Below are 24,566 nucleotides of genomic sequence, written 5' to 3' on the forward strand. Positions count from 1 at the left end.
CGGGCTTCCGGGGGCGGGTTCCCCGGGCGATGCGTGGTCGCCGTCGCCGCGGCGCAGGCTGATGCGTCAGGGTGACGCGAGGCCCTCAGTGCGCAGGCTGATGCGTCAGGGTGACGCGAGGCCCTCAGAAGGCGTCAGACGTGCGCTGGCACCACGGTCGGGTCTTTTTCTCCCATAGCACCCTTCCGGCCCCGCATGCGCGTTGGGAGCCCCGCAAGGGGTATGCCGGACGGGCCGGGTCCGGGAGCCGCCGGGCGGTGAGCCCGGTGGGCGCCGCCGGGTGCGGCCGAGAACTGGGCGGGCGCTCCTACCGGCGAAGCCGGTCCCACAGCCAGCCGGCGCCACGCACCTCGGCGCCGAGGGCGCGGACGCGGGCGGCGAGCCCGCGATCCGAAGTGATCACGATGACGCCGGGGCCGGCGTCGCGGGCGGCGTCGACGATCGCGTCGTCGCCGTTACCGGGGGCGTGGACGACGGCGAGCGCGGGTGTGGCGCCGTCGCCGTTCGTCGCGTCCGATCGGGCGGAACCGTTCCCGGAATTGCCGGCGCCGTCTCCGGGCGGGCGGCGGCCCTTCTCCGCGCAGCGGTCGCCGTTCTCGGCAGAGTGGTCGCCCTTCCCCGTAGACCGGTCGTCCTTCCCGCGTGGCCGGCCGGCGTTCCCTGCCTGCCGGTACCTGTTCCCGGCCGGCTGGTCCGTGTTCCCGCTCGGCTGATCCATGCTTCCGCTCGGCTGGTCCGTGCTTCCGCGTGACTGGACATGGTCATCGTCGGGAGCCAGGGGCTTCGCCGGAGTCGGCTCGACGACCACCGCCGCGGCGGGAACCCCGGCCCGGGCCGCCCCTTCCAGAACGACCACGATCCCCGTCGGCCATTCCGCTGACCCCGGCGATCCGACGTGCCCGTCGGACCCGGCGATCCAGGCCGAAATATCGGCGAGCAGGCGCCGGGCCGCGCCCGGACGGTCGCGCCACCAGCCGTCGGCCCGGGACCCAATGACGTTGGCACCGTCCACCACCCACGTCCGTGGGTACTCGTCCGTGCGCCGAGCCATAGGGTCGGCGCCGGAATCAGGCGTACTCATCCGCCGCCACGATCCCCTTTGGCATTCGTACCGGTCGGTTCCGCTCGCGGCGCCAGCACCCCAAAGCACCCACCGGCTGATGCCTGCCGATTGCCCGGCAATCGTCCGGGGAGTCGGTAGACGAACACGATCGGTGTCCCAAGGTCGGCGGACATGGTCGCCGCCCGGCCGACGGCGGCCCAACTGTCCGCTTGCGGCCGGCGTTTCGGCTCGGAAGGTGTGATTCGCAGAACATGATCGCCCCTATCATGCCGAGCTTGGCCACCGTCTTTGGGTTCCGCACTCCGACAGCCTCACCAGCGTGCCTAGACCGGTGTCTTCGTGTTCGGCGGCCCCAAGTCTGCGAGTCCGCCGAACCAGGCGTGACAGTTCCCGGTGTTCTCGTGGTAATACTAGACGCGTGAGTTCTGCGGTCCGCTGACCTGAAGGAGTGTGGCATGGCCCAGAAGACCATCGTCTCGTTGATTGACGATCTCAGTGGAGAAGAGGCCGACGAGACTGTCCGCTTCGGACTCGACGGTGCGCAGTATGAGATCGACCTGTCGGAGAAGAACGCGACGAAGTTGCGTGAGTCGCTGGCCCCGTTCGTGACCGCGGCCCGCCGTTCCGGCGGCCGTGCGGCGGGCAGCCGCCGTGGCGTGCGTACCGCTTCGCGGCGTACCGGTGGAACCGACCGCACCGCCGACATTCGCGAGTGGGCGCGCAGCAACGGATACACGGTGAGTGACCGTGGCCGTATCGCCTCCAACATCGTCGAGGCGTACGACAAGGCCCACTGATCCTGGTCTTGACGACTTTTCCGGGTCGAGACTCGAAGCGGTGGACCCCGTAGTACCCGTCGTGCCCGCGGTATTCGGCCGCGGGCCGCAGGCCCCGGTGCCCAAAGACCTGCTGATCAGGTTTTGCCAGGGCAGGTTCCTGCCACACCGGCCTCGCCGGTGTGGCAGGAACGTTTGACCTCAGAGCCGACGCGCGCTGTCGTCGGCTCTGTTCGTTCCGTCAGTTCGGCAGATGCCGGCCCATCCAGTTTTCGACGTCTTCCGAGGTTCGCGGAAGCCCGGCGGACATGTTCCGCCTTCCCTCCCCGGTGACCAGGATGTCATCTTCTATCCGGACCCCGATGCCGCGCAGCTCGGGCGGAACGGTGAGGTCGTCGGGCTGGAAGTACAGGCCCGGTTCCACTGTCAGCACCATCCCCGGCTCCAGCGCCGCATCCCGGTAGGTCTCGTCTCGCGCCTGGGCGCAGTCGTGCACGTCCAGCCCGAGCATGTGCGACGTGGCGTGCAACGTGTATCGGCGGTGGATCCCCGCGCCCGGTGCGTGGGGATCCTCCGACAGCGATGCCTGGGCCCCGTCGGGCAGCAGTCCCCAGTCCGCCAGCGCGGCGGCGATGACCTGCATCGCCGCCCGGTGTGGAGCCAGGAACGAGGCTCCCGGGCGGACCGCGTCGATGCCGGCCTGCTGCGCGCGGAGAACCACGTCGTATACCTGGCGCTGCAGGTCCGTGAAACGGCCGGTGATCGGCAGCGTGCGGGTGACGTCGGCGGTGTAGAGCGACCTCCCCTCCACCCCCATGTCCAGCAGGGCCAGCTCACCGGCGCGCACCGGTCCGTCGTCGCGCACCCAGTGCAGGGTGGTCGCATGGTGTCCGCAGGCGACGATGGAGCCGTAGCCGACGTCGTTGCCGTCGACGCGGGCGCGCCGCCAGAAGGTGCCCTCCAACCAGCGTTCCCCGTTGGGCAGCTCCATCGCGCGGCCGATTTCCCCCACGCACTCGGTGAAGCCTCGCGCCGTCGCCGCGACCGCCTCGTCCAACCGGGCGATCTCGAAGTCGTCCTTGACCAGCCGTAGCTCGGAAAGGGCCTGTGCGAGGACCACATCGCGGTCGTCGCCCGATCTGTCGTCGGACCACCGCAGTACCGAGCGGTCGACCAGCGAGTCGATTCCCCGCAGCATCCTGGTGTTTCCCGGCGCCAGCCGGGCCAGCGCGCCCGGCAGTTCGGTCAGCGGCCGGCACTCGATCTCCAGGGCGGCGGCCGTCTCGCGAACCCCCGGCCGGGGACCGACCCAGAGTTCCCCGTATCGGCGGTCGGTGTAGAACGCCGAGCTGGACCGGTCCGAGCGGCCGGCGACATACAGCGTGGCATCGTGCTCACCGGCCGCGTTGGGTAGCAGAACCAGCACCGCATCGGGTTCATGACAGCCTGTCAACCAGAAGAAGTCACTTCCCGGACGGAACGGAAAATCCGTGTCGTTTGCCCGTACCCGCAGGCCGCCGCTGGGCACCACGAGGGCATCGGTCGGGAACCGTGAGCCCAACAAGGCGCGGCGTTTCGCGGTGTAGGGTGCACAGTCATCGCGGGATGGCACAGCGTCGTCAATGGGCGCCCAGCCGGTTGCCATAAACCGCCGGAACGCCGCGTGCGGTTCCTCATCGTGGTTGGCCTGGCCGGGTTCGCGGCCGGAAGACGCCGTCGGTTCGACCGTCGACTCGCCGGGCCCGGCGGTCGCCGGCTCCGAATCCGACTCCGCGCCAGCGGAATCCGTCGCCGCCCCGGGTACATCGATGCGGGGGCGGACAACGTCCGCTTCGCCGACAGTGATGACGTTCTGGTCACGCTCCGCCGAGGCTCCCTCGGGTACCCCCGTGCCGGCCGGTGGAGGTGTGCTTTGGTGGGACTGGGCACTCATACCGTTAACGGTAGGCCGGGTCGAGCTCCGGCGGGTAGTGCTGAACCGGTCCGCCGTCCATCGAGACTGCGGCGGACATCTCGCCGCGGTCGGAGCCGGATTTTCGGTACGCCGATCGTCCGGATGATGTGAGCCGATCCGGATGGCGCCCGGCCCGATCCGTCGCGCGGCGATCGGGTACTCGTGCGCGCCGTCATCCGATCACCCGGGCCGAGGGTACGTGCCGGCTGCCTCCGGCGACTTCGGAAGGTTACCCAAGGGCTGGCCTTCCCGCTTCGAACGGGTTAACGCGGGCAAGCAACGGGTTGTGCGAGATCCGTCCAATCCGCCGTTACGTAACTTTCTGTCGCTGCCCGTTGACGGGGGTGCCGGACCGCGGATAAGGGCCGGGACGGTGCGCCCTAGGGAGGTTCGGTCCGGGTGCGGACGTCATCGATCCCCGCAATCTCGGCCCGATATCCGCACGTTCATCCGCCTCCCGGGGCGGGGATCGGGGGACTCCCGGTGAGCCCGGACATCCGAGTCGGCGTGGGTGACTCCACCAGGGTGCTGTAAGTGACCTCACATCCAGGCGATGTCAGCATTTTCGGCCCGATCGTCGGCGCGGGACCGCAATTGCGGTCCGGTCGCGCCCAAGGATTGTGGGTCGGGACCGCGTGCCACGCGATCGCCGGACCCGCGCTCGCCGGACCCGCACTCGTCGGACCCGCGGTCGCCGGCGTGTCGGGTCGCCCATCCGACAGCCGCCGGGGACGCCGATGGTGTCCCACAGCACGACATCGGTGAGAGGCTGTCCCGGAGTGTTCCGTTCGTCGGCTCGCGGCGCGCCGCCTGGAACGGATGCCCGGCACAGGACGGTGTCACCGGCGCGGGAGATCTGCTCCCGGTGGACGAGGGAGGGGGAGGCGGCCATGACCTGGCCTCCGGATCGGCCGGAACGGCACGGGCCGCCCGAGGGACGCCGCGCGGGGGAGGACGACGGCCGGCGTCGCGATGTCCCGCGTCGCGATGTCCCCCGACGTGAGGTGCCCCGACGTGAGGTGCCCCGTCGTGAGGTGCCCCGGCCCGCGTCCGAGGAGAACTGGCCTGCGGGGCAGTGGCCGCGCCGCGACGCCGGGTCGCATCCGCCCGCAGTGGACCGCCCGGCTCGTCCACGGGCCCAGCCGGGCGCCGGCGGCGGCTCCCGCGATCCCTACGCCGATCCCCGTTCGGGCCGTGATCCCTACGCCGGGCGTGATCCCCAGGCCGGGCGTCATCCCGAGACTGGCCGCGCCGAGCCGCCCGGCGGCCGGCGGGTGGGCGATCCGCCCGGCCCGACCCGGCCGGACCTGCCGGAGACCGGCGAACCCGCGCCGCGCCGCAGCTCGATCCGCCGCGGCGTCACCGCGGTCGCGGCGGTGCTCGCCGCGGTCGTACTCGTTCTGGCCACCAGCGGCTGGGCCGTGTTGCGACACTACGACGGTCGGGTCCGACACACCCCTCTGACCTTCTCCGCAGGCGTGGACCGGCCGGCGTCGGCCACCGGCGGAACGCAGAACATCCTGCTGGTCGGATCCGACACCCGGGCGGGGACCAACGGCGAGTTCGGCGCGGCCGAGGGGCAGCGGTCAGACACCACGATCCTCGCCCATCTCGACGGCAACGGTTCGACGACCCTGATCTCCTTCCCTCGTGACCTGTGGGTGCGGATCCCGGCCTACACCGACGCGCGGGGCGTCCAGCACGCGGCCCAGCGCTCCAAGCTGAACGCGGCCTTCTCCTACGGCGGCCCGTCCCTGCTGGTCGCGACCATCGAGGGCCTCACCGGGATCCGCGTCGACCACTACGTGCAGATCGACTTCGTCGGCTTCCAGGGGATGACCGACGCCCTGGGCGGGGTCACCGTCTGCATCAAGGAGCTACCGGCCGAGCTGACGGCGCGCGGCTTCGACAACCTGCATGATCACTACTCGGGGTTCTCCGGCCAGGTGGGGGAGAATCGGCTGAACGGCGCGCAGGCCCTGGCCTTCGTCCGCCAGCGGTACGGCCTGCCGGAGAGCGACATCGATCGGATCCGCCGCCAGCAGCAGTTCCTGGGGGTCGTCTTCCAACGGATCGCCTCCACCGACACGCTGCTCAATCCGGCGAAGCTGATCAATGTGGTCGACGCCGCGACCTCCGCGATCACCCTCGACGACGGGACCTCCCTGGCCGACCTGCGCCTGCTGGCGGTCCGTATGCAGTCGATCGGTTCCGGTGGGGTCGCGTTCGCCACCGTGCCGGCCGCGGCAGGTCAACGCGCCGGGCAGAGCGTGCTGGTGCCCGATCCCGACCAGCTCGGTGCCTTCCTGAAGCCCTTCGGTGGCCGCGCCGCCGGGGCGAGTTCGGCGGGCGCGTTGCCTGCCGGTCCGGCCACCGTCACGGCCGTCCCGGTGTCCTGGTCCCGGCCGGCTGTGGCCGTGGGCGACGGCGCCCCGGCCAGCGCACAGGCGACCCCGGCTGCTGCGCCGGCGGGCGTCTCCTGCACCTACTGAGCAGGCCCTCGCCACAGCGCGGTCGTCGGCGCGGTGGGGTTGTCGTCGACGGCGCAACGGTCGAACGAGACGCCGCCGCCGGGGCCGGGGCGATCGGCCTCCCCGCCGCCCGGGCACGGGCCGTCGCCGGTCGGCGAGCCGCCGGTGGGGGACTGACCGCCGGCGGAGCGCGGACGGCTCGTGGGAGCTGAGCCGCCGGCGGCAGGCGGGTTCCCGGTGGGAGGCGGATTTCTGGTGGGAGGCGGACTGCCGGTGGCAGAGGGACTACCGGCGGCAGGCGGGGTGTCGCTGGTGGTGGGCCCGCTGTCCCCCCTCTTCCTCCGGTGCGAGGACTGCTCGTCCAGCGCCGCGTTGAGCTCGGCCCCCAGCAGCACAGCCAGCGCGGTGATGTAGAAGAACAGCAGCGCCGCCACGGGCGCGCCCAGCGAGCCGTAGACCAGCTCGTGGCTGAACACGATCTCCAGGTACAGCCGCAGCACGTCACTGCCGACCAGCCAGCACACCAGCGCCAGGGTGGCTCCGGGAAGCGCCCGCCACCAGGGCCGGCGCACCGGCAGGGACAGGTGGTACAGCGAGGTCAGCATCGAGAGCGCGACCAGCCCGACGACCGGCCAGAACAGCAGGGTCAGCAGATGGTCGACCGACGGGTGCTGGTCGGCGTCGAGAATCCGGGAGATCAGTCCAGGTCCCAGGATCAGCGCCGGTAGGATGATCACGCCGCTGGTGACCTGGGCGAGGAACAGCCCCAGCGCCACCAGCCGGCTACGCACCGCGGAGCGCTGGTCGCGCTGGCCGTAGGCGATGGTGATGGTGTTGACGAAGGTCGCCATCGCCGTCGAACCCGTCCACAGCGACAGCACGAAGCCGATGGAGATCACATCCGGCCGACCGCGGGAGAGGATCTCGTCCACGGTGGGCCGCACCGCGTCATCGACCACCGACTCGGTCAGCAGGTCACCGGCTCCGCGCAGGATGCTGTCCCGGATGCTGCTGAGCGCGTCACCGCCGATGGCGTCGGCGACGTAGCCGAGCGCGCCGAGCAGGGACAGCAGCAACGGCGGCAGGGACAGCAACTGCCAGAATCCCGCCTCCGCCGCCAGGCCCAGCACCCGGTGGCGCCAGGCGTTGGCGAGCGTCGTGCGCGCCAGGCGCAGCGGCCCCCGGGGGACCCGGCGCTGCTGGCGGTCAAGACGGCGGAACATCGCGCTGCGCCGCACCTTCGCCTGGGCCACCGTCCGGCGCTCCCGGGCTTGCGCCACCAGTTCCGGATTGGCCTCGAGGACGGCCCGGCGAAGCAGCACCGACCAGCGGCCCCGCGCCGGGCTGCGAGCCACGGGGGTGGATGCCTCCTTCCCCATGGCGGACACGGCCCCACCGTATGGCCTGGTGGAGCGCCTGGAGGTCAACGGAGCCCACGCGGTGTCGGGGTAGATCCCCTGATCGGGGGAGCGGACGGGGAAACGCTCGGCCTGATGTCACCGCGTCCGCTCCCCTGTAGTGACGGAGAGCAGCGAAAGGGGCACGCCACGTGATCGTGGCATGCCCCTTTAATACCTGAGCGTAGGACTCAGGACACGCTGAGCTTGTCGGTCTCGTCGTGGTATTCGACGGCCATCTCACGCAGCTTGGAGTCGTGCGACTTGGCATGATGCCGGCAGAAAAGGAGATCCCCGCCGCCAGGCAGCACCACCCGCACGTATGCCTGGGCACCGCACCGGTCGCAACGATCGAGGTTGGTCAGCGTCGGCTTCGTGGTAGTCCCTGTCACATCTACTCCAACTGTGTTAGGCGGTCAGACGTTCCTGCTGACCATGTGACGGTTTACTCACAGCCGGCTCTCGTGGCGTCATTGCATCCAGAGCGGCGTGGTGTCCGCGGAGCTTCGGACCGCGGATGGTTACTCGCCCCCGGCGAGCGGCGGCCTGATCAGGGCCGTCGGGCGCCGAAGACGATGTCGTCCCATGCTGGCACTGACTTGCGTCCGCGTCGACCGCCTGCGGGACGTTCCCCCCCACGGGTGCCGTTGTTCTGGCGGCTTCGTGACGCAGCGGGTGCACTCGACTTCTCTGCGGTCGAGTCGTCGGTACTCTCCGTCGTCGACTCCTCCGGATCGGTAGAAGTCGGCTCGCTCTTGGCCGCCGGCGCCGACGCGCCTCGGCGTTGCCTGGCGGCGGCGGCGGGGGCCTCTTCCGCCGCGATCGGGACCGCCGGTGAGCTCACCGCGGGTGTCTGAGCAGACTCCTCGGTGGGGGTGGCGGAGGCGCCGCCATCCGCGGATGGCGCTGCGGCGGCGGCATCGTCGGCCTGCCCCGGACGCCGGCCCGGGGGGGTGGCGACCGGCCTGGCCGGGCCGGTGGGGGCCCCGGCGGCGGTGCTCGGGCCGGCGGCTGCGGCGGGTATCGCGCCGGATCCGGCCGGCGACGTGGCGGAAGTCACGGCCGGCGCGCCGGCCTGAGCGACGGCGGCCCGGGGGGTTCCTCCCGTTCGCCCGGATCCGGCCGCGGCCGGTGCGCCCGGCCGGGACCGGGCGGCCGGGGTGGCGCGACCGGTGGCGGCTGCCGGCGGCGCGCCTGCGGTCCTGGTGCCGCCCGGCTCGGGGGCGACCCGGCGGCCGGTCCCGCGAGGCAGCGAGCCGACCCGGGTCGCCGCCGTCCGCCGCGGCGTCTGCGGCTCGGGTCGGCGCGCACCAGCCTCCTCGGCGGGCAGGGAAAGGTCAGGAGCCTCACCGGCCACCTCGCCACCCGCCGGGGCGGCCCAGGATTCGGCCGGCCGCGTGCCGGCACCCGCGCCCAGACCGGTCTCGGCGGCCAACCGGTCGGCCGACTCCGGCTCGGGCCGGCTCACCGGGCGGGTCGAGCCGGCGTAGTCGGCGGCAGGGTCGTCACGGTCGGTGGCAGGGCCGGGCTCCGGCACGGCGCGGAAGGTCTCGGTCCGGGCCGGCTCGTCCCAGTGCTCGCGGGGCGCCGGCTGCCAGCGGCCGTCGGCACGGGCCGCCGGGTGCCGCATCGTGGCGGCGGCTGGCGGCCCGGCCGCGGGACGCTGCGGAGGCATCCCGCCGCCACCCGACGGACGATCCTCGGCGGGGTAGGCGGCCGCCGGGGCGGCGGGAAAGGCGGTGGGCTGGACGTGGGGCCGGACCATGGGCTCCTGCGGCGCAGCCGGGGGCGGAGCGGCGGCGACCGTCGGCTGGGCCGGCGTGGCCGGCAGCCCCTGGTCGGACACGAGCGTCAGCGCCGGACCCGCGGCCCGAAGCACGGGCGGCGCGGGCGGCGGCGGGGGGGCCTGCTCGGCGCTTTCCGGGGCGACCAGCGCCCGGGCGGCGTCGTCGTGGGGGCGGACCCGGCGCACCACCGGATCCCACGTCCAGCGGGCGCAGCGGCTGTCCGAGGTGAGCTGGACGAGCCAGATGCCGTCGACGCGGCGCCAGGCGTCCCACTGGGCGGCGGCGGGATTGTCCTGGGCGACGATCAGGCGGGCGTCGACGACCTCGCCGAGCGGCCGCCCGGGCACCCCGCCGGGGTCCTTGGGTAGCAGCGCCGCCCGGGCCTCCTGCACGACGCGGGCGCGCTCGGCCAGCACGGGACCCTCGTAACGCTCCACACGCTCCACGGGTATGCCGGCGGCTCTGGCGACCTCCGCGGCGGTCTCCCCGGCACGCAGCCGGGCCTGGATCTCCCGCGGGGTCAGCGCGCTTTCGGTGCGCACCTCGCTGCGGCGCATCCCGCGCAGGGCAGCCCGGAGTCGGTCGTCCACCGGCACTCGGAACTGCTCACCGTCGGTCCTGCCGCCTGCGTCCGCGAGCACGAGGTAGCCGCCGTCCTCGCTGAGTGCGACCGCCCTCAGCTCACGCATGGCGCCTCCTGTTCACTCGAAGCCGTACCGTGCCCGGGTCGGCACGCCGCGGCGCACATCGCGCCGGTCGGCCGACGAGCCTGCGGGCAGATCGGCATGACGCACCTGAACCCGCCTTCGGCATGTGCGTCCCGGTAGGTGACAGCCTGCCATCGATGCGGCCGGCTGGCGGGCTGGCGGCGGACGACACGCACAGTCTGACCGAGTCGGGCCTGTCCGTCCGGGCCGGGAGCCGGCCGGATGATCCTACGGTCGCCGGCCGCCGGGCGGCCGGGTCGCCGGTCCCCGCCGCCGCGCCGGGCGGGCCGACGGTCGCGGCCGGCTCTGATCGGCGAGGCCGGACAGCGCGGCACCGACGATGCCCGCCTCGTTCTGTAGCTGCGCCGGTACCACCCGGGTGCGCAGCTCGAGCTGGTCGAGGAACCTGTCGGCCTTCTTGCTGACCCCGCCGCCGACAATGATCAGATCGGGCCAGAGCAGTGCCTCGAGCGTGTTGAGGTACCGGGTCACCCGCTTGGCCCACTTCTCCCACGACAGGTCCTCCCGCTCGCGGGCCGCGTCGGAGGCCTTCGTCTCCGCGTCGTGTCCATGGATCTCCAGGTGCCCGAGCTCGGTGTTCGGGATGAGCTGCCCGTGCAGGAACAGGGCGGTCCCGATGCCGGTGCCGAACGTCGTCATGACGACCAGCCCGGCGGTGTCGCGGCCCGCCCCGAAGGCCATCTCCGCGATCCCGGCCGCGTCCGCGTCGTTCACCGTGGTGATGTCCGCCGCAGTGGCGGATCCGGCCGGCTGCGCCGGCACCGAGGTGACATCCCCGTCGGCTCGGCCGAGGGCGCCGGCAAGTACGCCGACGATGTCGGTGCCGATCCAGGACGGCGCGATGTTCGCCGCCGTCAGCGCCACGCCGTTCTTGACCACCGAGGGCAGGGCGACACCCACCGGACCGGACCAGCCGAAGTGGCCGACGACCTCGGCGATGGTCGCCGCGACGGCGGCGGGCTCGGCGGGCTGCGGGGTCGGGATCCGCAACCGGGGCGCGGCCAGCGTGCCGTCCTCGATGTTGACCGGAGCGCCCTTGATCCCGCTTCCTCCGACGTCAACTCCGAAGATCTGCATCGCCCAGCCCCTCCCCGCGCCGAAAGTTCCCGCCTGTGGCGCCGGCGACGCCGGCCCCGCGGTCGCGTGCGCGGACGGCGCCGCCCGCCGCACATGCGCGGCCGGGTGGGCCGGTCCATCGACCGCCGCGAGCTAAGTCTCGCAGGCCCGCTGACCACGGGCGCCGGCCGCCCGCCCGGCAGCCCCTCCGGCGCGCGACGGACGGTGCGGCGCGACGTCCCCGGCCCGCCGCCCGCCGGCGGCCGCGGGCGCCGCCGGGGCGTGGTTCGGTCGGCCCGGCCGGGTCTGCCTCGCCGGCATCACCGGTCGGTCCGCTCGGCCGTCCGCCCCGGCCGAAGGGCCCGGTGGGTTCGGGCGCCTGGGCTCTATACGCTGGAGCGGTGAGTCTTGTCGACACCCATGGTCGCGTTGCGACGGACCTGCGGGTGTCGCTGACCGACCGGTGCAACCTGCGGTGCGTCTACTGCATGCCCGCCGACGGCCTGCCCTGGCTGGCGTCGGCGCGCCTGCTGACCGACGACGAGGTCGTCCGCCTGGTCGGCATCGCGGTGCGGCTGCTCGGCGTGACCGAGGTCCGACTCACCGGCGGTGAGCCCACCCTGCGGCCGGGGCTCGCGGCGCTGGTGGCCCGGCTCGCCGCCCTGCGGCCGCGGCCGGAGCTCTCGCTCACCACGAACGGGCTCTCGCTCGTCCGGTTGGCCGAGCCGTTGCGCGCGGCCGGCCTGGACCGGGTGAACGTCTCCCTGGACACCCTGGAACCGACCCGCTTCGCCCGGATCACCCGCCGCGACAGGCACGGCGACGTGCTCGCGGGGCTGCGCGCCGCCGCGGCGACCGGTCTTGCCCCGGTCAAGGTCAACAGCGTCCTCGTCCGGGGTGTCAACGACGACGAGGCCGCCCGCCTGCTGCGCTGGTCGCTGGCCGGGGGTTACGAGCTGCGGTTCATCGAGCAGATGCCGCTCGATGCCCAGCACGGTTGGCAGCGATCGGAGATGGTCACCGCGGCGGAGATCCTCGCGGCCCTGCGCGCCGAGTTCACGCTGCGGCCGCTGCCGGGGCGGGGCAGCGCGCCCGCCGAGCTGTTCGAGGTCGACGGCGGGCCCGGCCGGGTCGGGGTGATCGGCTCCGTCTCCGCCCCCTTCTGTGCGGCCTGCGACCGGGTCCGGCTGACCGCCGACGGTCAGGTGCGCAACTGCCTGTTCGCCCGGGAGGAGAGCGATCTGCGCGCGGCCCTGCGCGCCGGTGCGGACGACGAGCGGCTCGCCGCACTGTGGCGGGCCGCGGTACGGGGCAAAAAGGCCGGCCACGGGATCGGCGAGCGCGGCTTCCGCCAGCCGGACCGGCCCATGTCGGCGATCGGCGGATGACCGCCCCGCGGGCCGGCTGCAGCGCGCTCGTGCTCGCCGGTGGCGCCGGCCGCCGCCTCGGCGGCCGGGACAAGCCGGCTGTCGTCGTCGGCGGCACGACCCTGCTCGATCGGGTGCTTGCCGCGGTCGCCGGCGCCGGCACCGAGCGGATCGTCGTCGTCGGCCCCCGTCGACAGCTCGCGGCGCCTCCCGAGGGCGGGGTGTGGTGGTGCCGGGAGGACCCGCCGGGCGGCGGCCCGGTCGCGGCGATCGCCGCGGGGCTGGCCGCGGTCGCCACCCCGTTCGTCGCCGTCCTCGCGGCCGACCTGCCGTTCCTCACCGGCCGGGAGATCGAACTGCTGCGCCGCGCCGCCGAGGAGCCAGCGGCCCACGCCGCCGTCCTGGTCGACCCGGGCGGGCGGCGCCAGTACCTCGCCGCGGTCTGGCGCACCGCGCGGCTGCGTGCCGCGCTGCCCACAGACCCGGTCGGGCGGCCGGTGCGCGGCCTGTTCACCGACCAGGAGGTGACGTCCGTGCGCGCGGACGCCCTCGCCTGCCTGGACTGTGACGCGCCCGCCGACGTGGCTCGCGCACGGCGGTGGGCCGGCCGGGTCCGGCCGGGCACGATGTGACGATGACCTCCGCCCACAGCCCGCGACCCGCCCACAGCCCGCGACCCGGGGACAGCCCGCCGCCCGGTGGTGGCGGCGACGTCCTGGACCGATGGTTCGCGCAGGTCGGCGCCGAGCTCGGCCTGGAGTTGGCGGGCGTCGACGTGCCCGCACTCCTCGATCTCACCCGGGACGTCGCGCACGGGGTCGCGCGCCCGGCGGCGCCGCTGACCGCGTTTCTGGTGGGTCTCGCGGCGGGCCGAGACGCCGCGGGCGGCACCGACGTGGCGGCGGCGGTCCGGGCGGCGACGGCCGCCGTGCACGATCTGCTCGACCGGCGGGCGGACGAGGCCGCTCAGCCCATCCGGCCGGGGCCCGCCTCGTCGAGGTAGCCGCGCATGTCGATCGCCATGGTGCGCACCGCGTCCTGGTCGGGCTCCTCGTACTGCTCGCCGCCGCTCGTCGCCCGGGCGTAGCCGAAGGTCAGCCGGGGCAGCACCTGCGTCGGGGTGTCGAGGTCGTCGGCCCACTCGGGCTCGTCGCCGGTGAAGGCGGCCGGGCCGGAGGGCAGGTCGTCCGCGCCGGGCGCGGCCGTCACGACGGCCCAGTCGATCACGCCGAGCACGATGATCGCCGCCAGCGCGGGCACGGCCGCGATCGGGTTCCACGCCGTCAGCCCCACCAGGGCGAACACCGCGACCACCGTCAGCCCCCCGACGAGGTGGCGTCGAGTGGGACGAAGCGCGGGAACCTTTCGACCACGCCGATAGTGCGCCATACCGACAGTGTGCCCCACGGTCGGCGAGTCCTCGTGTGGCCGGCGTGTCCCCATGTGGTCGGCGTGTCCTCATGTGGTCGGTCGGGACCCGCGGGGTGTCGAGCCGGCTGCGGCCGGGAAGTCGACCGGCACGCTCGTTCGATGGGTGAGTCCCGGCGTGGGTGAGTGGGAACGCGGGTCGCGTTCCACCGCTTCGGCCGGGGCCTTCCGGGTATCCAGCAGGGACCTGACCTGACCTGACCGGCACGACCGCGCGGCGACGCTCGTCGTGCCCGGGGTGAGACACCCGGGTCGACGTCCGGGCCGGCACGGGACGGTGATTCTGGCGGCCCGAAAGTTCGGCCGCGGGGCATCGGACCGGCCGTCGGGAGCCCTCTGTGGGCAGGTGGCGCGGTTGCACGTGACGGTGGCGTCGCCGGTCGACGCCCGACAGCGGAGGGTATGGAGTCTCACCCTTTTTGGTGAAGGTTGTGCACGTCGGGCGGCTTCTGGGCCACACTTTTCGGAGGAAAGCGATATGGACCCATGGCCCGGCGCCGCACCATGCGTTCGACCTTGCGAGGCGGGAGGTTTGCCGTGGCGGCTCGACGTCGGACGACCCGTCCGCGCCGAAAGTCTCTACCAGGCACCCTGCTACTGCTCACGGTAGCGGCGGCGGTGCTTTTGGTCGGCGGCTGCGGCTCGCCGAGTTACGAATATGTGACGAACAAGAAGGACGGTGCGTTTCTCCGGGTTCCGAACGGGTGGAATCACCAGGAGATGCCCGGGCCGGCACTGTTCGGTATCGATGCCCGCAACGTCAGTCCCGAGATGCTGCAGGGGCTGATGTCGCGGGAATGGGTCATGGGCCTCGACGCGGCCCGGCGATTCGACGACTCGCGCCTGCTCGTCCCGGACGCCACCCTGCCCAAGGGGTTCGCGCAGGTTCGCCACCTGCTGCCGGAGGAGGCGAACGCGGTGTCGACCAACGACCTGCGCAACTTCGTCCTGTCGGTGGACGACGCGGTGGCCGCCCAGGAGAAGGCCGTGCGCCAGGACCCCTACGGCGCCCGGCTGACGCCCGATTTCCTGCTGCTGGCGGATGAGGTCGTGCACAAGAAGGACGGCGTGCACGGGGTGCACCTCGTCTACCAGGTGCAGACCGACGCCGGCCTGGTGACCATCGACCAGACGAGTCTGCTCGACAACGGGCAGACGGTCCTCTACCAGCTCATCCTCGCGTGTTCGTCGCTGTGCTACGCGCAACACGCAGACCAGATCGGCGATGTGGCCAAGTCCTTCACGATCGAGCCGACGGACCGAGGGCAGTAGGGGTGGGCGTGATGGACCACGCAGACGGGATCCGCGTAGACGGGATCCGCGCGGACGGGCCCGGCACGGATGGGCCCCACCCGGGTGGAGCCCGGACGGATGGGAGCGTGGCCGGCCTCGACACCGGGTTGCGCGGCGTCGACGCGGCCGGGCCGGACGGCCCTGCGCCGCCCGGCGGGCCGGCGGCGGCGTCGACCGCGACGGCCCAACCGGAGACGACGGCCAAGGGCGACGGGAAGCCGCGCCGCCGCCCGCTCCCGCTGTGGGACCGGGTGAAGTTCCTGATCCTGCTCGGCGCCGTGTTCCTGTTCGTGGTGGCCGCGGACGTCTCCGGCGATCCGCTGATGACCTGGGCCGACGCGTTCCGGATCCAGGCCAGGAAGAGCGCCTGGGTGCTCGTCCTGTTCGGCCTCGAGGTGCTGCACCAGCTCCACATGCTCCTCGCCGAGCGGTGGTCGGGCTACCACGTGTTCTGGACCGACCGGATCTTCGGTCTGGCGGAGCGCCGGATGCTGCGGCTCAACGACTGGAACCGCTACCGGCTCAGCCGGGCGGCGAAGTGGGTCGTGGCTCTCGCCCTCGCCCTGTTCGTCTACGCCCGGCTGTCCCACACCTCGGTCTTCGACGCGCTCGTGCAGGTGCCGGGCGACCTGTGGAAGGCCATTCCGTTCGTCCTCCAGATCGTCCTGCTGATGGTCCTGGTCGTCGGCCAGTTCGTCGTCATGTTCTGGTTCCTGTCCAAGGGCGGGGTCGACACCTACTTCCCGGAGGACATCACCACCCGTTTCGCCGACGTGTGGGGTCAGGACCACGTCGTTAGCCGGGTGCAGGAGAACGTCTTCTACCTGGAACGGCCCGAGGAGATCGAGAGTCGCGGCGGGCACGTGCCCGGCGGCATCCTGCTGTGGGGGCCGCCCGGCACCGGCAAGACGCTCATCGCGGAGGCGGTGGCCGGTGAGACCGGCAAGCCCTTCGTGTTCGTCGACCCGGGCGCCTTCTCGGCGATGTTCATCGGCGTGGGCATCCTCAAGGTGAAGTCGCTGTTCCGCAAGCTGCGCAAGCTCTCGTTGCGCTACGGCGGCGTCATCGTCTTCTTCGACGAGGCCGACACGCTGGGCAGCCGCGGGGCGCTGAACGGCGGCTTCGGTGGGATGGGCAGCGGGGCGCGGTCGTGGTTCGCCCGCCAGGGCGCGCCCGCGGCCAGGGCGTCCGGTGTGGCGTCGGGCATGGCCGGATCGGGCGCGGCGGGGCGCCTCGCCGACCCGTTCGGCGCGCGTGGCGATGGCGGGTCGCGCGACCTGTGCAACGGTCTGTCCTACCTCAGCTCCGCCGCCCGCTCGGAGATCACCCGGGAGCACGCGCGGGAGCAGTTCGTGATGGGCGGCGGTGGCGGCGGGTTCGACGGCACCCTGCAGGCGCTGCTCACCGAGATGTCGGGGCTGAAGAAGCCGCGTGGGTTCCTCAACCGGGTGGTGCGCCGCACGCTCGGCATGCGTCCGAAGCCGCCGCCGAAGTACCGAATCCTGGTGATGATGGCGACGAACATGCCGCAGTCGCTGGACGAGGCGCTGCTACGTCCCGGCCGCATCGACCGCCAGTACAAGGTCGGCTACCCGAGCAAGGAGGGCCGCATCCGCACCTTCGAGGGGTACCTCGCGAAGGTGCGCCACGAGCTCACCCCGGAGCAGATCGACCGGCTTGCCATCATGAGCCCGGAGTCCACCGGCGCGACCATCAAGGACACCGTCAACGAGGCGCTGGTGCAGGCGGTCAAGGACGGCCGTGAGGTGATCACCTGGCAGGACATGCTCCGGGCTCGGGTGATCAAGGAGTACGGCCTCGCCGACGACCACGAGCACATCGACCGGGAACGGCACAGCATCGCCCTGCACGAGGCGTGTCACGCCGTCGTCGCCTACCGGATGCAGCGCGGTCGCGTGATCGACCTGGCGACCATCGAGCGGCGCGGCGGTGTCGGCGGCTTCGTGGCCCACGTCGCCGTCGAGGACCGGATGTTCATGTGGAAGTCCGAGATCGAGATCCAGGTGATGGTCTCGCTGGCCTCCCTCGCCGGGGAGCGGATGTTCTTCGAGGGGGACAACACCGTCGGGGTCGGCGGCGACCTGCGCAGCGCCACCCTGCTCGTGGCCAACTTCATCTCCTCGGCGGCGATGGGCGAGACCCTGGCCTCCCGGCTGTCGATGCTCGAACAGCAGATGGGTAACGCCTCCATCGACGCCGACCGGCCCTTCGGCGAGCAGGTCGAGGTCAAGCTGCGCGAGCTCTACGAGCGCACCGAGGCGGTGCTGGGCGCGAACCGCCGGGAGATCCTCGCCCTGACCCACGCCCTGGAGACCCACAAGACGATCACCGGCGAGGATGTGGAAGCCATCATGGAGGGCCGCACGGGGCCCACCGTCGACGGCCGTCGTTACCACGAGCCGGACTTCCTCAACGTCGCGGAGCGCTACCACTCCGACGCCGTGCGGGCGCACCGGGGCCAGACCCGGGAGCTGCACAAGCTCCCCGAGCTCGGCCGCGCGGCGGCCAGCCACTCCGCCGAGGCGCCAGGGCCGCCGTCCGCGGCCCCCGCGGCGGCCCCGCCGGCCCCACCCGCCGGCCGGCCGTCGGCCGCCGGTCAGGGCCAGCAGGGCCCCGGCAACTAGGCGGGTGACGAGACGAATGACTCCGAATCGCTCGGAACACCCTGACCACCGGGCAGACCGCCGAGGGTCATTCGATCGCCTTCGCCCGTCCCGCTCCGTGCCGGGGCTGGGCACCGGTGGCCGGGGCACCGGCGACCGGGGAGGGGCGTAGCGAGGCAAGGGCGAACCCGGCCGCGGCGAGGGCCGCGCCGGCGGCGAGTACCAGGCCGGCACGCGGGCCGAAGGTCTGCGCGACCCAACCGGCGATCGGTCCGCCGAACGGGGTCGTGCCGAGGAACGCCACCGACCACAGCGCCATCACCCGCCCGCGCATGGCCGGGTCGGCGGAGAGCTGCACGGTCGCGTTCCCCGTCGAGATGAACGCGACGCTCGTCCCGCCCACCAGCACGAGCGCGGCCAGCTCCAGCTCGATGGAGGGCGCGGCGGCGGCGAGAAGGAACGCGATGCCGAAGGCCCCGGCGATCACTGCGAGCGGCCGGACGCCGATGCGGCGGCGACGGGCCACCAGCAGCCCGCCGATGACCGCGCCGGCCCCCATGGCCGAGGTCATCATGCTGTAGGTCGCCGCGTTGCCGCCGAAGGTCTCCCGCGCCACCAGCGGCAGCACGACCTGGAACTCGTACGACAGCGCGCCGATGACCAGCATCATGATCAGCGGAATCCGCAGCACCGGGGTGCGGCGGACGTAGGCGAAACCGGCCCGTAGCTGTCCCGGTGCCCGCTGTACCGGCGGCCTCTCGTGCAGCGCCGAGGTGTCCATGCGGTGCAGGGCGAGCAGCACCGCGCCGAACGACGCCGCGTTGAACAGGAAGCACCCGGCGGTGCCGACGGCCAGGATGACCACGCCCGCGATGGCCGGTCCGACGATGCGGGCCGCGTTCACCGTCACCGAGTTCAGGGTGATCGCGTTCGGCAGGTGGTCGGAACCGACCATCTCCTGCACGAAGCTCTGCCGGGCCGGGTTGTCGACCGCGTTGCACAGGCCGATGAGCGCCGCGGCCACCGCGACCATCCACAGCCGGGCGGTACCCGTCAGGTCCAGTACTCCCAGGGCCAGCGCGGCGAGCCCGGAGCCGACCTGGGTGATCATCAGCAGATGCCGTCGGTTGGTCCGGTCGGCGATGAGGCCGCCGTAGGGCCCGAAGAGCAGCACCGGCAGGAACTGCACGGCCGTCACCAGGCCGAGGGCGGTTCCCGAGGCGCCCAGCGAGAGCACCAGCCAGCCCAGGGCGATGGTCTGCATCCAGGTCCCGCACAGCGAGACGACCTGCCCGGTGAGGAAGCGGCGGAAGTTCGGTATCCGCAGGGCGGCGAAGGTGCCGCCACTCGGTGAGGCCACCACGGCTGATCCAGCCGTGGCACTGGTACCGGGGTCCGGCCGGTCCGGCTCCGTTGCCGGGGGCCGGCCGGGACTGTCGACCTGCAGGGACATGCACACACCTCCAGACGGACCAACGCCTGGGGGCGAATCGTTATTTCGCAACAGGTAACCATCTTGCCCGATGGTGACGGAGCCGAGCCGCCGGTTGGCTTTCGCCGCAACCCGCTCTACTATGCGAACAGACGTTCGATTGATGCGCCGTGGGGCAGGCGGAGTTCCGCCGGAGTCCGGTGCGGTGCATCGGTGCGGGAGGGGTTGGTGATCGTGATCGATGTCGAGGCGTTGCTGGGCGGGGTCGTCGCCGTCGACGCGCGCGAGCTGCCCGATGTGGAGGTCGCCCTGCTGGTCGTCGACGTCCGCCGGCTGGTCGACGCCACCGACGCGCTGTGGATCCGGCTGCTGGCCGAATTCGACCGGCGCGGGCTGTGGCGGCTCGACGGTGCGCGGTCGGCCGCGGCCTGGCTGCGCCGGGAATGCCGGCTGGTGCACCCCACGACGGCCACGGCACTGGTGGTCGCGCGTGCCGTCGAGGCGCTGCCGGCCTCCGGCGAGGCCTTCCGCGCGGGCACCCTCAGCTTTGAGCACATGCGGGCGATCGCGCCCGCCGCCGCACCGGAGCGGCGTGAGGTCGCGTTGCGGGCGGATCCGATCTTCGCCCGCGCCGCCCTGTGGATGAACCCGCGGCAGATGAGCAATGTCGTGCGCACCTGGATGCAGTTGGCGGACGGATGAGCGCCACGATCGGGCGGTACGGATGCCGGGGAAGGCGGTCGGGGGTGGAACGGTCTGCGGCTCGGACCCCGGGTCAGGGGGGTCCGAGGGTACCGGGAGACGGGGCGAGGTGGCCCCGGTGGCCGCTACAGCGGGATGTTGCCGTGGACGTTCTTGTCCGCACGGGCATCGGCGAGCGCGCTGGCCAGCGCGGAGGCGACGGCGCCTCGGGTCGCGGCCGGGGTGACGACGGCGTCGATCACACCCAGCTCGACGGCCCGGTCGATGCCGCCGACCGTGCGGATGTGCTCCTCGGTGAGCTCCGCCAGCACGTCCGGTCGGCGCTGGGCCGGCACCTCGGCCAGCTTGCGCCGGTGCAGGATGCCGACCGCGGCCTCCGCGCCCATGACGGCGACCTGCGCCGTCGGCCACGCGAACACGGCCGTCGCCCCGAGCGAGCTGGCGTTCATCGCGATGTACGCGCCGCCGTAGGCCTTGCGCGTCACGACGGTGACCCGGGGCACGGTGCACTCGGCGAAGGCGTAGAGCAGCTTCGCCCCGCGGCGGACGACGCCCTCCCACTCCTGCCCGACGCCAGGCAGGTAGCCGGGCACGTCGACCAGGACGATCAGCGGCACGCCGAACGAGTCGCACATGCGCACGAAGCGCGCCGCCTTCTCGGCGGAGGTGGCGTCGAGGCAGCCGCCGCGGCGCAGCGGGTTGTTCGCGACCACCCCGACGGTGCGGCCACCGAGCCGGCCGAGCGAGGTGACGATGTTCCGGGCCCACTGCGGGTGCAGCTCGATGCCCTCGCCGTCCAGCACGGCGTTCACCAGCGGCCGCACGTCGTAGGCCCGCCGCGGGTTCTCGGGCAGCAATTCGGCGAGCTCGCGCCCGGCGACCTGGCCGATGTCGCGCTGGTCGGCGAGCAGCACCGCGAGCGCGCGGGTCCGCTCGATCGCCTCGTCCTCGGAGTCGCAGGTCACGTGCACGACCCCGCTGCGCTTGGAGTGCACCTCGGGGCCGCCGAGGCTGGCGGCGGTGCACTCCTCGCCCGTCACCGACCGCACCACGTCCGGGCCGGTGACGAAGACCTTCGCCTCGGGCCCCATGATGACGATGTCGGTCAGCGCGGGGCCGTAGGCAGCGCCGCCCGCCGCCGCGCCGAGCACCAGCGAGAGCTGGGGGACGCGGCCGGAGGCCCGGACCGTCGCGGCGAAGATCCGTCCGACGCCGTCGAGCGAGGCAACGCCCTCCTGGAGCCGGGCGCCGCCGGAGTGCCAGATGCCGACGACCGGGCAGCCGAGCCGGACGGCGGACTCGATGGCGTGGACGATGCGGGCGCAGCCGTCGCGCCCCATCGCACCACCCTGTACGGTCGGGTCGGTGGCGAATGCGACGACTTCGTTCCCGTCGACGAGGCCCTGACCGGCGACGACCCCGGATGTGTCGCCGGCTGCGAACAGGGACACCGTGTCGGCGTCGAAGAACCGGCCAAGCCGGGCCTCGGGTGTGCGTGGGTCAACTCGGTCGATCGTGGACAGACTCACCGTGCGTCTCCTTGCCTGAACGGCGCCGGACCGGTTCATCGGCCGACGCGCGACCACCTGGGGTACGCGCCGGTACCCGCGAGACACTCGGTCCGGCGACCATGGGCGCCCGCCGCACCGGCGGGCGGTGCCGTGGCGGCGGTGGGGCGGCCGGCGTCACGGCGACATCTAGGTGACTGCGATGGGCGGATCTGGTGCGGCACTCAGCGGTGGAGCAGGGGTGGTGCTGAGCCGTGTGGGCACCCGTTCGGTGCCTCACTGCCGTCGCTGTGGCCGGCGGATCCGGATCCGCGCCCGGCCGGGCGCGGCATGCGGCTCCGCCGGCGTCCCGACGGTGACGGCCGAGTGCCTGGCCGATGCGGGGCGGCGTGGGCCGTCCCCGCGGCGGGGCCGTCAGACCGTGAAGGCCAGGCAGACGTCGTGGCCGCCGAAGCCGAACGAGTTCGACAGGGCCGCGCCCGTGCCGATCTTGCGGTTGTCGATGCTCACGACGTCGAGCGCGATCTCGTCGTCGAGGGCGTCGAGGTTGCGGGTCGCCGGGACGATCCGCTCGCGCAGGGCCAGGATGCTGACCACCGCCTCCACCGCGCCGGCCGCCCCGAGCAGGTGACCGGTCATCGACTTGGTCGACGTCACCGCGACCTCGTCGACGTGGTTGCCCAGCGCGGAGCGCAGGGCCACCGCCTCGGCCACGTCACCCGACGGGGTCGACGTGGCGTGTGCGTTGATGTGGATGATGTCGGTGGGCTCCAGCGACGCCGAGCGCAACGCGGCACGAACGGCCCGCGCGGCGCCGGCACCGGTGGGATCCGGGGCGGCGATGTGGTAGGCATCCGAGCTGATCCCGGCGCCCGCCAGCGTGCCGTGGACCCGCGCGCCGCGGGCGGCGGCGTGCTCGGCGGCCTCCAGGACCAGGATCGCCGCGCCCTCGCCGAGAACGAAACCGTCCCGCGCCTTGTCGAACGGGCGGGACGCCGTCTCCGGCGTGTCGTTGCGGCGGGACAGGGCCTGCATCTGGGCGAAGCCGGCTATCGGCAGGGCCGCGATCGCCGCCTCGGTCCCGCCGGCGATGACGACGTCTGCCCGGCCGGCCCGGATGATGTCCAGCCCGAGGGCGATGGCCTCCGAGCCGGACGCGCAGGCGCTGACCGGGGCGTGCACGCCCGCCTTCGCCTTGAACTCCAGGCCGACCGTGCTCGCCGGGCCGTTGGGCATGAGCATGGGCACCACGTGCGGCGAGACCCGCCGGGCACCCTTCTCCCGCAGCACGTCGTGCTGGGTGAGAAGGGTGATCACGCCGCCGATCCCGGAGGCCACGCAGGCCGCGAGGCGCTCCTGGTCGACGTCGGGCGAGCCCGCGTCGGCCCACGCCTCGCGGGCGGCGACCAGCGCCATCTGCTGGCTGCGGTCGAGGGTGCGTGCCTCGACCCGGCCCAGCGGGAGCTCCACCGCGAGCGGCGCGCCGATCTGGACCGGAAGTTGCTCGATCCATTCCTCGGTGAGCCGCCGGGCGCCGGAGCGGCCCGCGAGCAGACCCTCCCACGTCGAGGCGACATCGCCACCGAGGGGAGTGGTTGCCCCGAGGCCGGTGACGACGACCTGCCTTGGGGTTGTGGTCACGCCGCCACACCAGCCCGCTGGATGTACGAGACCGCGTCGCCGACGGTCTTGAGGGACTTCACGTCGTCGTCCGGGATCTTCACGGAGAACTTCTCCTCCGCGGCGACGACCACCTCGACCATGGACAGCGAGTCCACGTCCAGGTCGTCGATGAAGGTCTTCTCGGGGGTGACGTCGGCGGGGTCGACACCGGCGACCTCTTCGAGGATGACGGCGAGACCGGCGAGAATGTCCTGGGACACGGTGGTTCCTCCTGTGGGATTGGGCTGGTGGCGGCGGTGGCTGCGCGCGATCAGGCGATCGTCGCGGGCAGGCGCCAGGATGCTGGTACCTGGGACAGGGGTGTGGCGGGCCCGGTCGTCGGACCGCCAGGGGTGCGGCGCGCGGGCATCCGCGCCGCGAGGTCAAACAGGGTCACGGGCATCGCACGACCTGCCCGCAGTAGGTCAGGCCGGCGCCGAAACCGAACAGCAGCACCGGGTCGCCCCGGCGGATCTCGCCGGTGTCGAGCAGGCGGGCAAGCCCCAGCGGAATGCTCGCGGCGGAGGTGTTGCCCGATTCGACGACGTCGCGGGCGACGGCGGCGTTCGTGGCGCCGATGCCCGTCGCGAGTGCCTCGACGATCCGCAGGTTGGCCTGATGCGGAACGATACCCGCGAGCTCGTCGGGCGCCACGCCAGCCCGTTCGCAGATCTGCCGCACGGTCGGCACCAGGGAGATCGCCCAGCGGAAGACCGCCTGGCCTTCCATGCGGAACATGTTGTCCCCGTAGCCGGGGACGCGAATGGCCTCCGGCCGGGAGCCGTCATGGCCCCAGACCGCCGGGCCGATCTCGTCGGTCTCGGCCGCGCCGATCACGGTCGCCCCGGCGCCGTCGGCGAGCAGGATGCAGGTGCTGCGGTCATCCCAGTCGGTGTAGTCCGACAGCCGCTCGGTGGCGACGACGAGGACGTGGCGCACGCTGCCGGCGCGGACCATGTCGGCGGCGGTCGACACCGCGTAGCTGAACCCGGCGCAGGCGCCATTGATGTCGAACGCGCCGGCCTGTCCGGCCCCGATGCGGTGGGCGATCTGCGGCCCGGCGCCGGGGATCTGCGAGGGCGAGGTACACGTCGCGCCGATGACGAGGTCGATGGTGTCCGCCGTCAGGCCGGCGGCCGCGAGCGCCTTCTCCGCGGCGGCCGCGCCCATGGCGACGGTCGTCTCCTCCTCGTCGGCGACCCGCCGGGTGGCAATGCCCGTGCGGCTCTGGATCCACGCGTCCGAGGTGTCCACCCGCTGGGCGATCTCGTCGTTGGTGACGACCCGCGCCGGGCGGTAGACGCCGAGCCCGAGCATC

The 24,566-nt window shown here is 72.9% G+C and carries 20 protein-coding genes; 8 read left to right on the forward strand and 12 right to left on the reverse strand.

All coding sequences use genetic code 11. The features are described from left to right. Nucleotides 1–307: 307 nt before the first annotated feature. The gene (locus tag AC5R91_RS25505) at nt 308–1,081 is read right to left on the reverse strand and encodes a hypothetical protein (RefSeq protein WP_495393829.1); all 774 of its coding nucleotides are present in this window, start codon (nt 1,079–1,081) and stop codon (nt 308–310) included. A 437-nt stretch (nt 1,082–1,518) separates the two neighbouring features. Here AC5R91_RS25505 and AC5R91_RS25510 point away from each other — a divergent pair, with 437 nt between their 5' ends. Then, nucleotides 1,519–1,860, forward strand: coding sequence for a histone-like nucleoid-structuring protein Lsr2 (locus AC5R91_RS25510; RefSeq protein WP_011606763.1), 342 nt, complete (start codon nt 1,519–1,521; stop codon nt 1,858–1,860). A 220-nt stretch (nt 1,861–2,080) separates the two neighbouring features. Here the strand turns inward: AC5R91_RS25510 and AC5R91_RS25515 are convergent, their stop codons facing one another. Then, nucleotides 2,081–3,484: an aminopeptidase P family protein gene (locus tag AC5R91_RS25515; protein WP_495393830.1), complete on the reverse strand. Its 1,404-nt coding sequence runs from the start codon at nt 3,482–3,484 to the stop codon at nt 2,081–2,083. Between the two features lie 1,199 nt (nt 3,485–4,683). Here AC5R91_RS25515 and AC5R91_RS25520 point away from each other — a divergent pair. Further along, complete coding sequence (locus AC5R91_RS25520) at nt 4,684–6,285, forward strand: LCP family protein (protein ID WP_495393831.1); 1,602 nt, start codon at nt 4,684–4,686, stop codon at nt 6,283–6,285. On the opposite strand, the gene AC5R91_RS25525 is transcribed toward AC5R91_RS25520, so the two are convergent. The 4 genes from AC5R91_RS25525 to ppgK all read right to left on the reverse strand — a co-directional run bounded on the left by AC5R91_RS25525 (nt 6,279) and on the right by ppgK (nt 11,253). Continuing rightward, nucleotides 6,279–7,619 carry a YihY/virulence factor BrkB family protein gene (locus tag AC5R91_RS25525; protein ID WP_495393832.1) on the reverse strand — a complete coding sequence of 447 codons (1,341 nt, stop codon included), beginning with the start codon at nt 7,617–7,619 and terminating at the stop codon, nt 6,279–6,281. The genes AC5R91_RS25520 and AC5R91_RS25525 overlap by 7 nt on opposite strands. 233 nt (nt 7,620–7,852) lie before the next feature. Next, complete coding sequence (locus AC5R91_RS25530) at nt 7,853–8,053, reverse strand: DUF7455 domain-containing protein (RefSeq protein ID WP_009742431.1); 201 nt, start codon at nt 8,051–8,053, stop codon at nt 7,853–7,855. A gap of 158 nt (nt 8,054–8,211) precedes the next feature. Beyond that, a complete protein-coding gene (gene sepH / locus AC5R91_RS25535; protein WP_495393833.1) occupies nt 8,212–10,137 on the reverse strand; it encodes a septation protein SepH in 1,926 nt (641 codons plus the stop codon). Between the two features lie 246 nt (nt 10,138–10,383). Next, nucleotides 10,384–11,253 (reverse strand): polyphosphate--glucose phosphotransferase, encoded by an 870-nt coding sequence (ppgK, locus tag AC5R91_RS25540; protein ID WP_495393834.1) that lies wholly within the window; start codon nt 11,251–11,253, stop codon nt 10,384–10,386. Nucleotides 11,254–11,633: 380 nt separating this feature from the next. Between ppgK and moaA the strand changes: the two genes are divergently transcribed. The 3 genes from moaA to AC5R91_RS25555 are packed head-to-tail and all read left to right on the forward strand — an operon-like array spanning nt 11,634 to nt 13,602. Further along, nucleotides 11,634–12,620 (forward strand): GTP 3',8-cyclase MoaA, encoded by a 987-nt coding sequence (gene moaA, locus AC5R91_RS25545; RefSeq protein WP_495393835.1) that lies wholly within the window; start codon nt 11,634–11,636, stop codon nt 12,618–12,620. Further along, nucleotides 12,617–13,231, forward strand: a complete 615-nt coding sequence (gene mobA, locus AC5R91_RS25550) for a molybdenum cofactor guanylyltransferase (protein WP_495393836.1) — start codon at nt 12,617–12,619, stop codon at nt 13,229–13,231. The genes moaA and mobA overlap by 4 nt, the downstream gene beginning before the upstream one ends. Before the next feature lie 2 nt (nt 13,232–13,233). After that, nucleotides 13,234–13,602, forward strand: coding sequence for a DUF6457 domain-containing protein (locus AC5R91_RS25555; protein ID WP_495393837.1), 369 nt, complete (start codon nt 13,234–13,236; stop codon nt 13,600–13,602). On the opposite strand, the gene AC5R91_RS25560 is transcribed toward AC5R91_RS25555, so the two are convergent. Beyond that, on the reverse strand, nt 13,566–13,988 hold the full coding sequence (locus tag AC5R91_RS25560; RefSeq protein WP_044883756.1) for a hypothetical protein: 423 nt from the start codon (nt 13,986–13,988) through the stop codon (nt 13,566–13,568). The genes AC5R91_RS25555 and AC5R91_RS25560 overlap by 37 nt on opposite strands. 657 nt (nt 13,989–14,645) lie before the next feature. On the opposite strand from AC5R91_RS25560, the gene AC5R91_RS25565 reads away from it, so the two are divergent. Next, nucleotides 14,646–15,299 carry a hypothetical protein gene (locus tag AC5R91_RS25565; protein WP_495393838.1) on the forward strand — a complete coding sequence of 218 codons (654 nt, stop codon included), beginning with the start codon at nt 14,646–14,648 and terminating at the stop codon, nt 15,297–15,299. 107 nt (nt 15,300–15,406) lie between these two features. Further along, nucleotides 15,407–17,965 (forward strand): AAA family ATPase, encoded by a 2,559-nt coding sequence (locus AC5R91_RS25570; RefSeq protein WP_495393839.1) that lies wholly within the window; start codon nt 15,407–15,409, stop codon nt 17,963–17,965. A 67-nt stretch (nt 17,966–18,032) separates the two neighbouring features. Here the strand turns inward: AC5R91_RS25570 and AC5R91_RS25575 are convergent, their stop codons facing one another. Then, nucleotides 18,033–19,397, reverse strand: a complete 1,365-nt coding sequence (locus tag AC5R91_RS25575) for an MFS transporter (protein ID WP_495393840.1) — start codon at nt 19,395–19,397, stop codon at nt 18,033–18,035. Between the two features lie 207 nt (nt 19,398–19,604). On the opposite strand from AC5R91_RS25575, the gene AC5R91_RS25580 reads away from it, so the two are divergent. After that, nucleotides 19,605–20,078, forward strand: a complete 474-nt coding sequence (locus AC5R91_RS25580) for a DUF222 domain-containing protein (RefSeq protein WP_495393841.1) — start codon at nt 19,605–19,607, stop codon at nt 20,076–20,078. Between the two features lie 125 nt (nt 20,079–20,203). On the opposite strand, the gene AC5R91_RS25585 is transcribed toward AC5R91_RS25580, so the two are convergent. The 4 genes from AC5R91_RS25585 to AC5R91_RS25600 form a co-directional block, all read right to left on the reverse strand. Continuing rightward, entirely contained in the window at nt 20,204–21,607 is a 1,404-nt protein-coding gene (locus AC5R91_RS25585; RefSeq protein ID WP_495393842.1) for an acyl-CoA carboxylase subunit beta, read from the reverse strand. 393 nt (nt 21,608–22,000) lie between these two features. Then, complete coding sequence (fabF, locus tag AC5R91_RS25590) at nt 22,001–23,227, reverse strand: beta-ketoacyl-ACP synthase II (protein ID WP_495393843.1); 1,227 nt, start codon at nt 23,225–23,227, stop codon at nt 22,001–22,003. After that, nucleotides 23,224–23,469 carry an acyl carrier protein gene (locus tag AC5R91_RS25595; protein WP_009742445.1) on the reverse strand — a complete coding sequence of 82 codons (246 nt, stop codon included), beginning with the start codon at nt 23,467–23,469 and terminating at the stop codon, nt 23,224–23,226. Before AC5R91_RS25595 ends, fabF begins: the two co-directional genes overlap by 4 nt. Nucleotides 23,470–23,641: 172 nt before the next feature. Further along, nucleotides 23,642–24,565 carry a beta-ketoacyl-ACP synthase III gene (locus AC5R91_RS25600; RefSeq protein WP_495398060.1) on the reverse strand — a complete coding sequence of 308 codons (924 nt, stop codon included), beginning with the start codon at nt 24,563–24,565 and terminating at the stop codon, nt 23,642–23,644. Nucleotide 24,566: the final 1 nt, after the last annotated feature.

The organism is Frankia sp. BMG5.60 (assembly GCF_059428125.1).

What these genes read in the sequence shown, in the direction of transcription:
- AC5R91_RS25505 (WP_495393829.1), bottom strand. Translation starts at nt 1,081, where the DNA reads ATGAGTACGCCTGATTCCGGCGCCGACCCTATGGCTCGGCGCACGGAC.
- AC5R91_RS25510 (WP_011606763.1), top strand. Translation starts at nt 1,519, where the DNA reads ATGGCCCAGAAGACCATCGTCTCGTTGATTGACGATCTCAGTGGAGAA.
- AC5R91_RS25515 (WP_495393830.1), bottom strand. Translation starts at nt 3,484, where the DNA reads ATGGCAACCGGCTGGGCGCCCATTGACGACGCTGTGCCATCCCGCGAT.
- AC5R91_RS25520 (WP_495393831.1), top strand. Translation starts at nt 4,684, where the DNA reads ATGACCTGGCCTCCGGATCGGCCGGAACGGCACGGGCCGCCCGAGGGA.
- sepH (WP_495393833.1), bottom strand. Translation starts at nt 10,137, where the DNA reads ATGCGTGAGCTGAGGGCGGTCGCACTCAGCGAGGACGGCGGCTACCTC.
- ppgK (WP_495393834.1), bottom strand. Translation starts at nt 11,253, where the DNA reads ATGCAGATCTTCGGAGTTGACGTCGGAGGAAGCGGGATCAAGGGCGCT.
- mobA (WP_495393836.1), top strand. Translation starts at nt 12,617, where the DNA reads ATGACCGCCCCGCGGGCCGGCTGCAGCGCGCTCGTGCTCGCCGGTGGC.
- AC5R91_RS25555 (WP_495393837.1), top strand. Translation starts at nt 13,234, where the DNA reads ATGACCTCCGCCCACAGCCCGCGACCCGCCCACAGCCCGCGACCCGGG.
- AC5R91_RS25560 (WP_044883756.1), bottom strand. Translation starts at nt 13,988, where the DNA reads ATGGCGCACTATCGGCGTGGTCGAAAGGTTCCCGCGCTTCGTCCCACT.
- AC5R91_RS25575 (WP_495393840.1), bottom strand. Translation starts at nt 19,397, where the DNA reads ATGTCCCTGCAGGTCGACAGTCCCGGCCGGCCCCCGGCAACGGAGCCG.
- AC5R91_RS25600 (WP_495398060.1), bottom strand. Translation starts at nt 24,565, where the DNA reads ATGCTCGGGCTCGGCGTCTACCGCCCGGCGCGGGTCGTCACCAACGAC.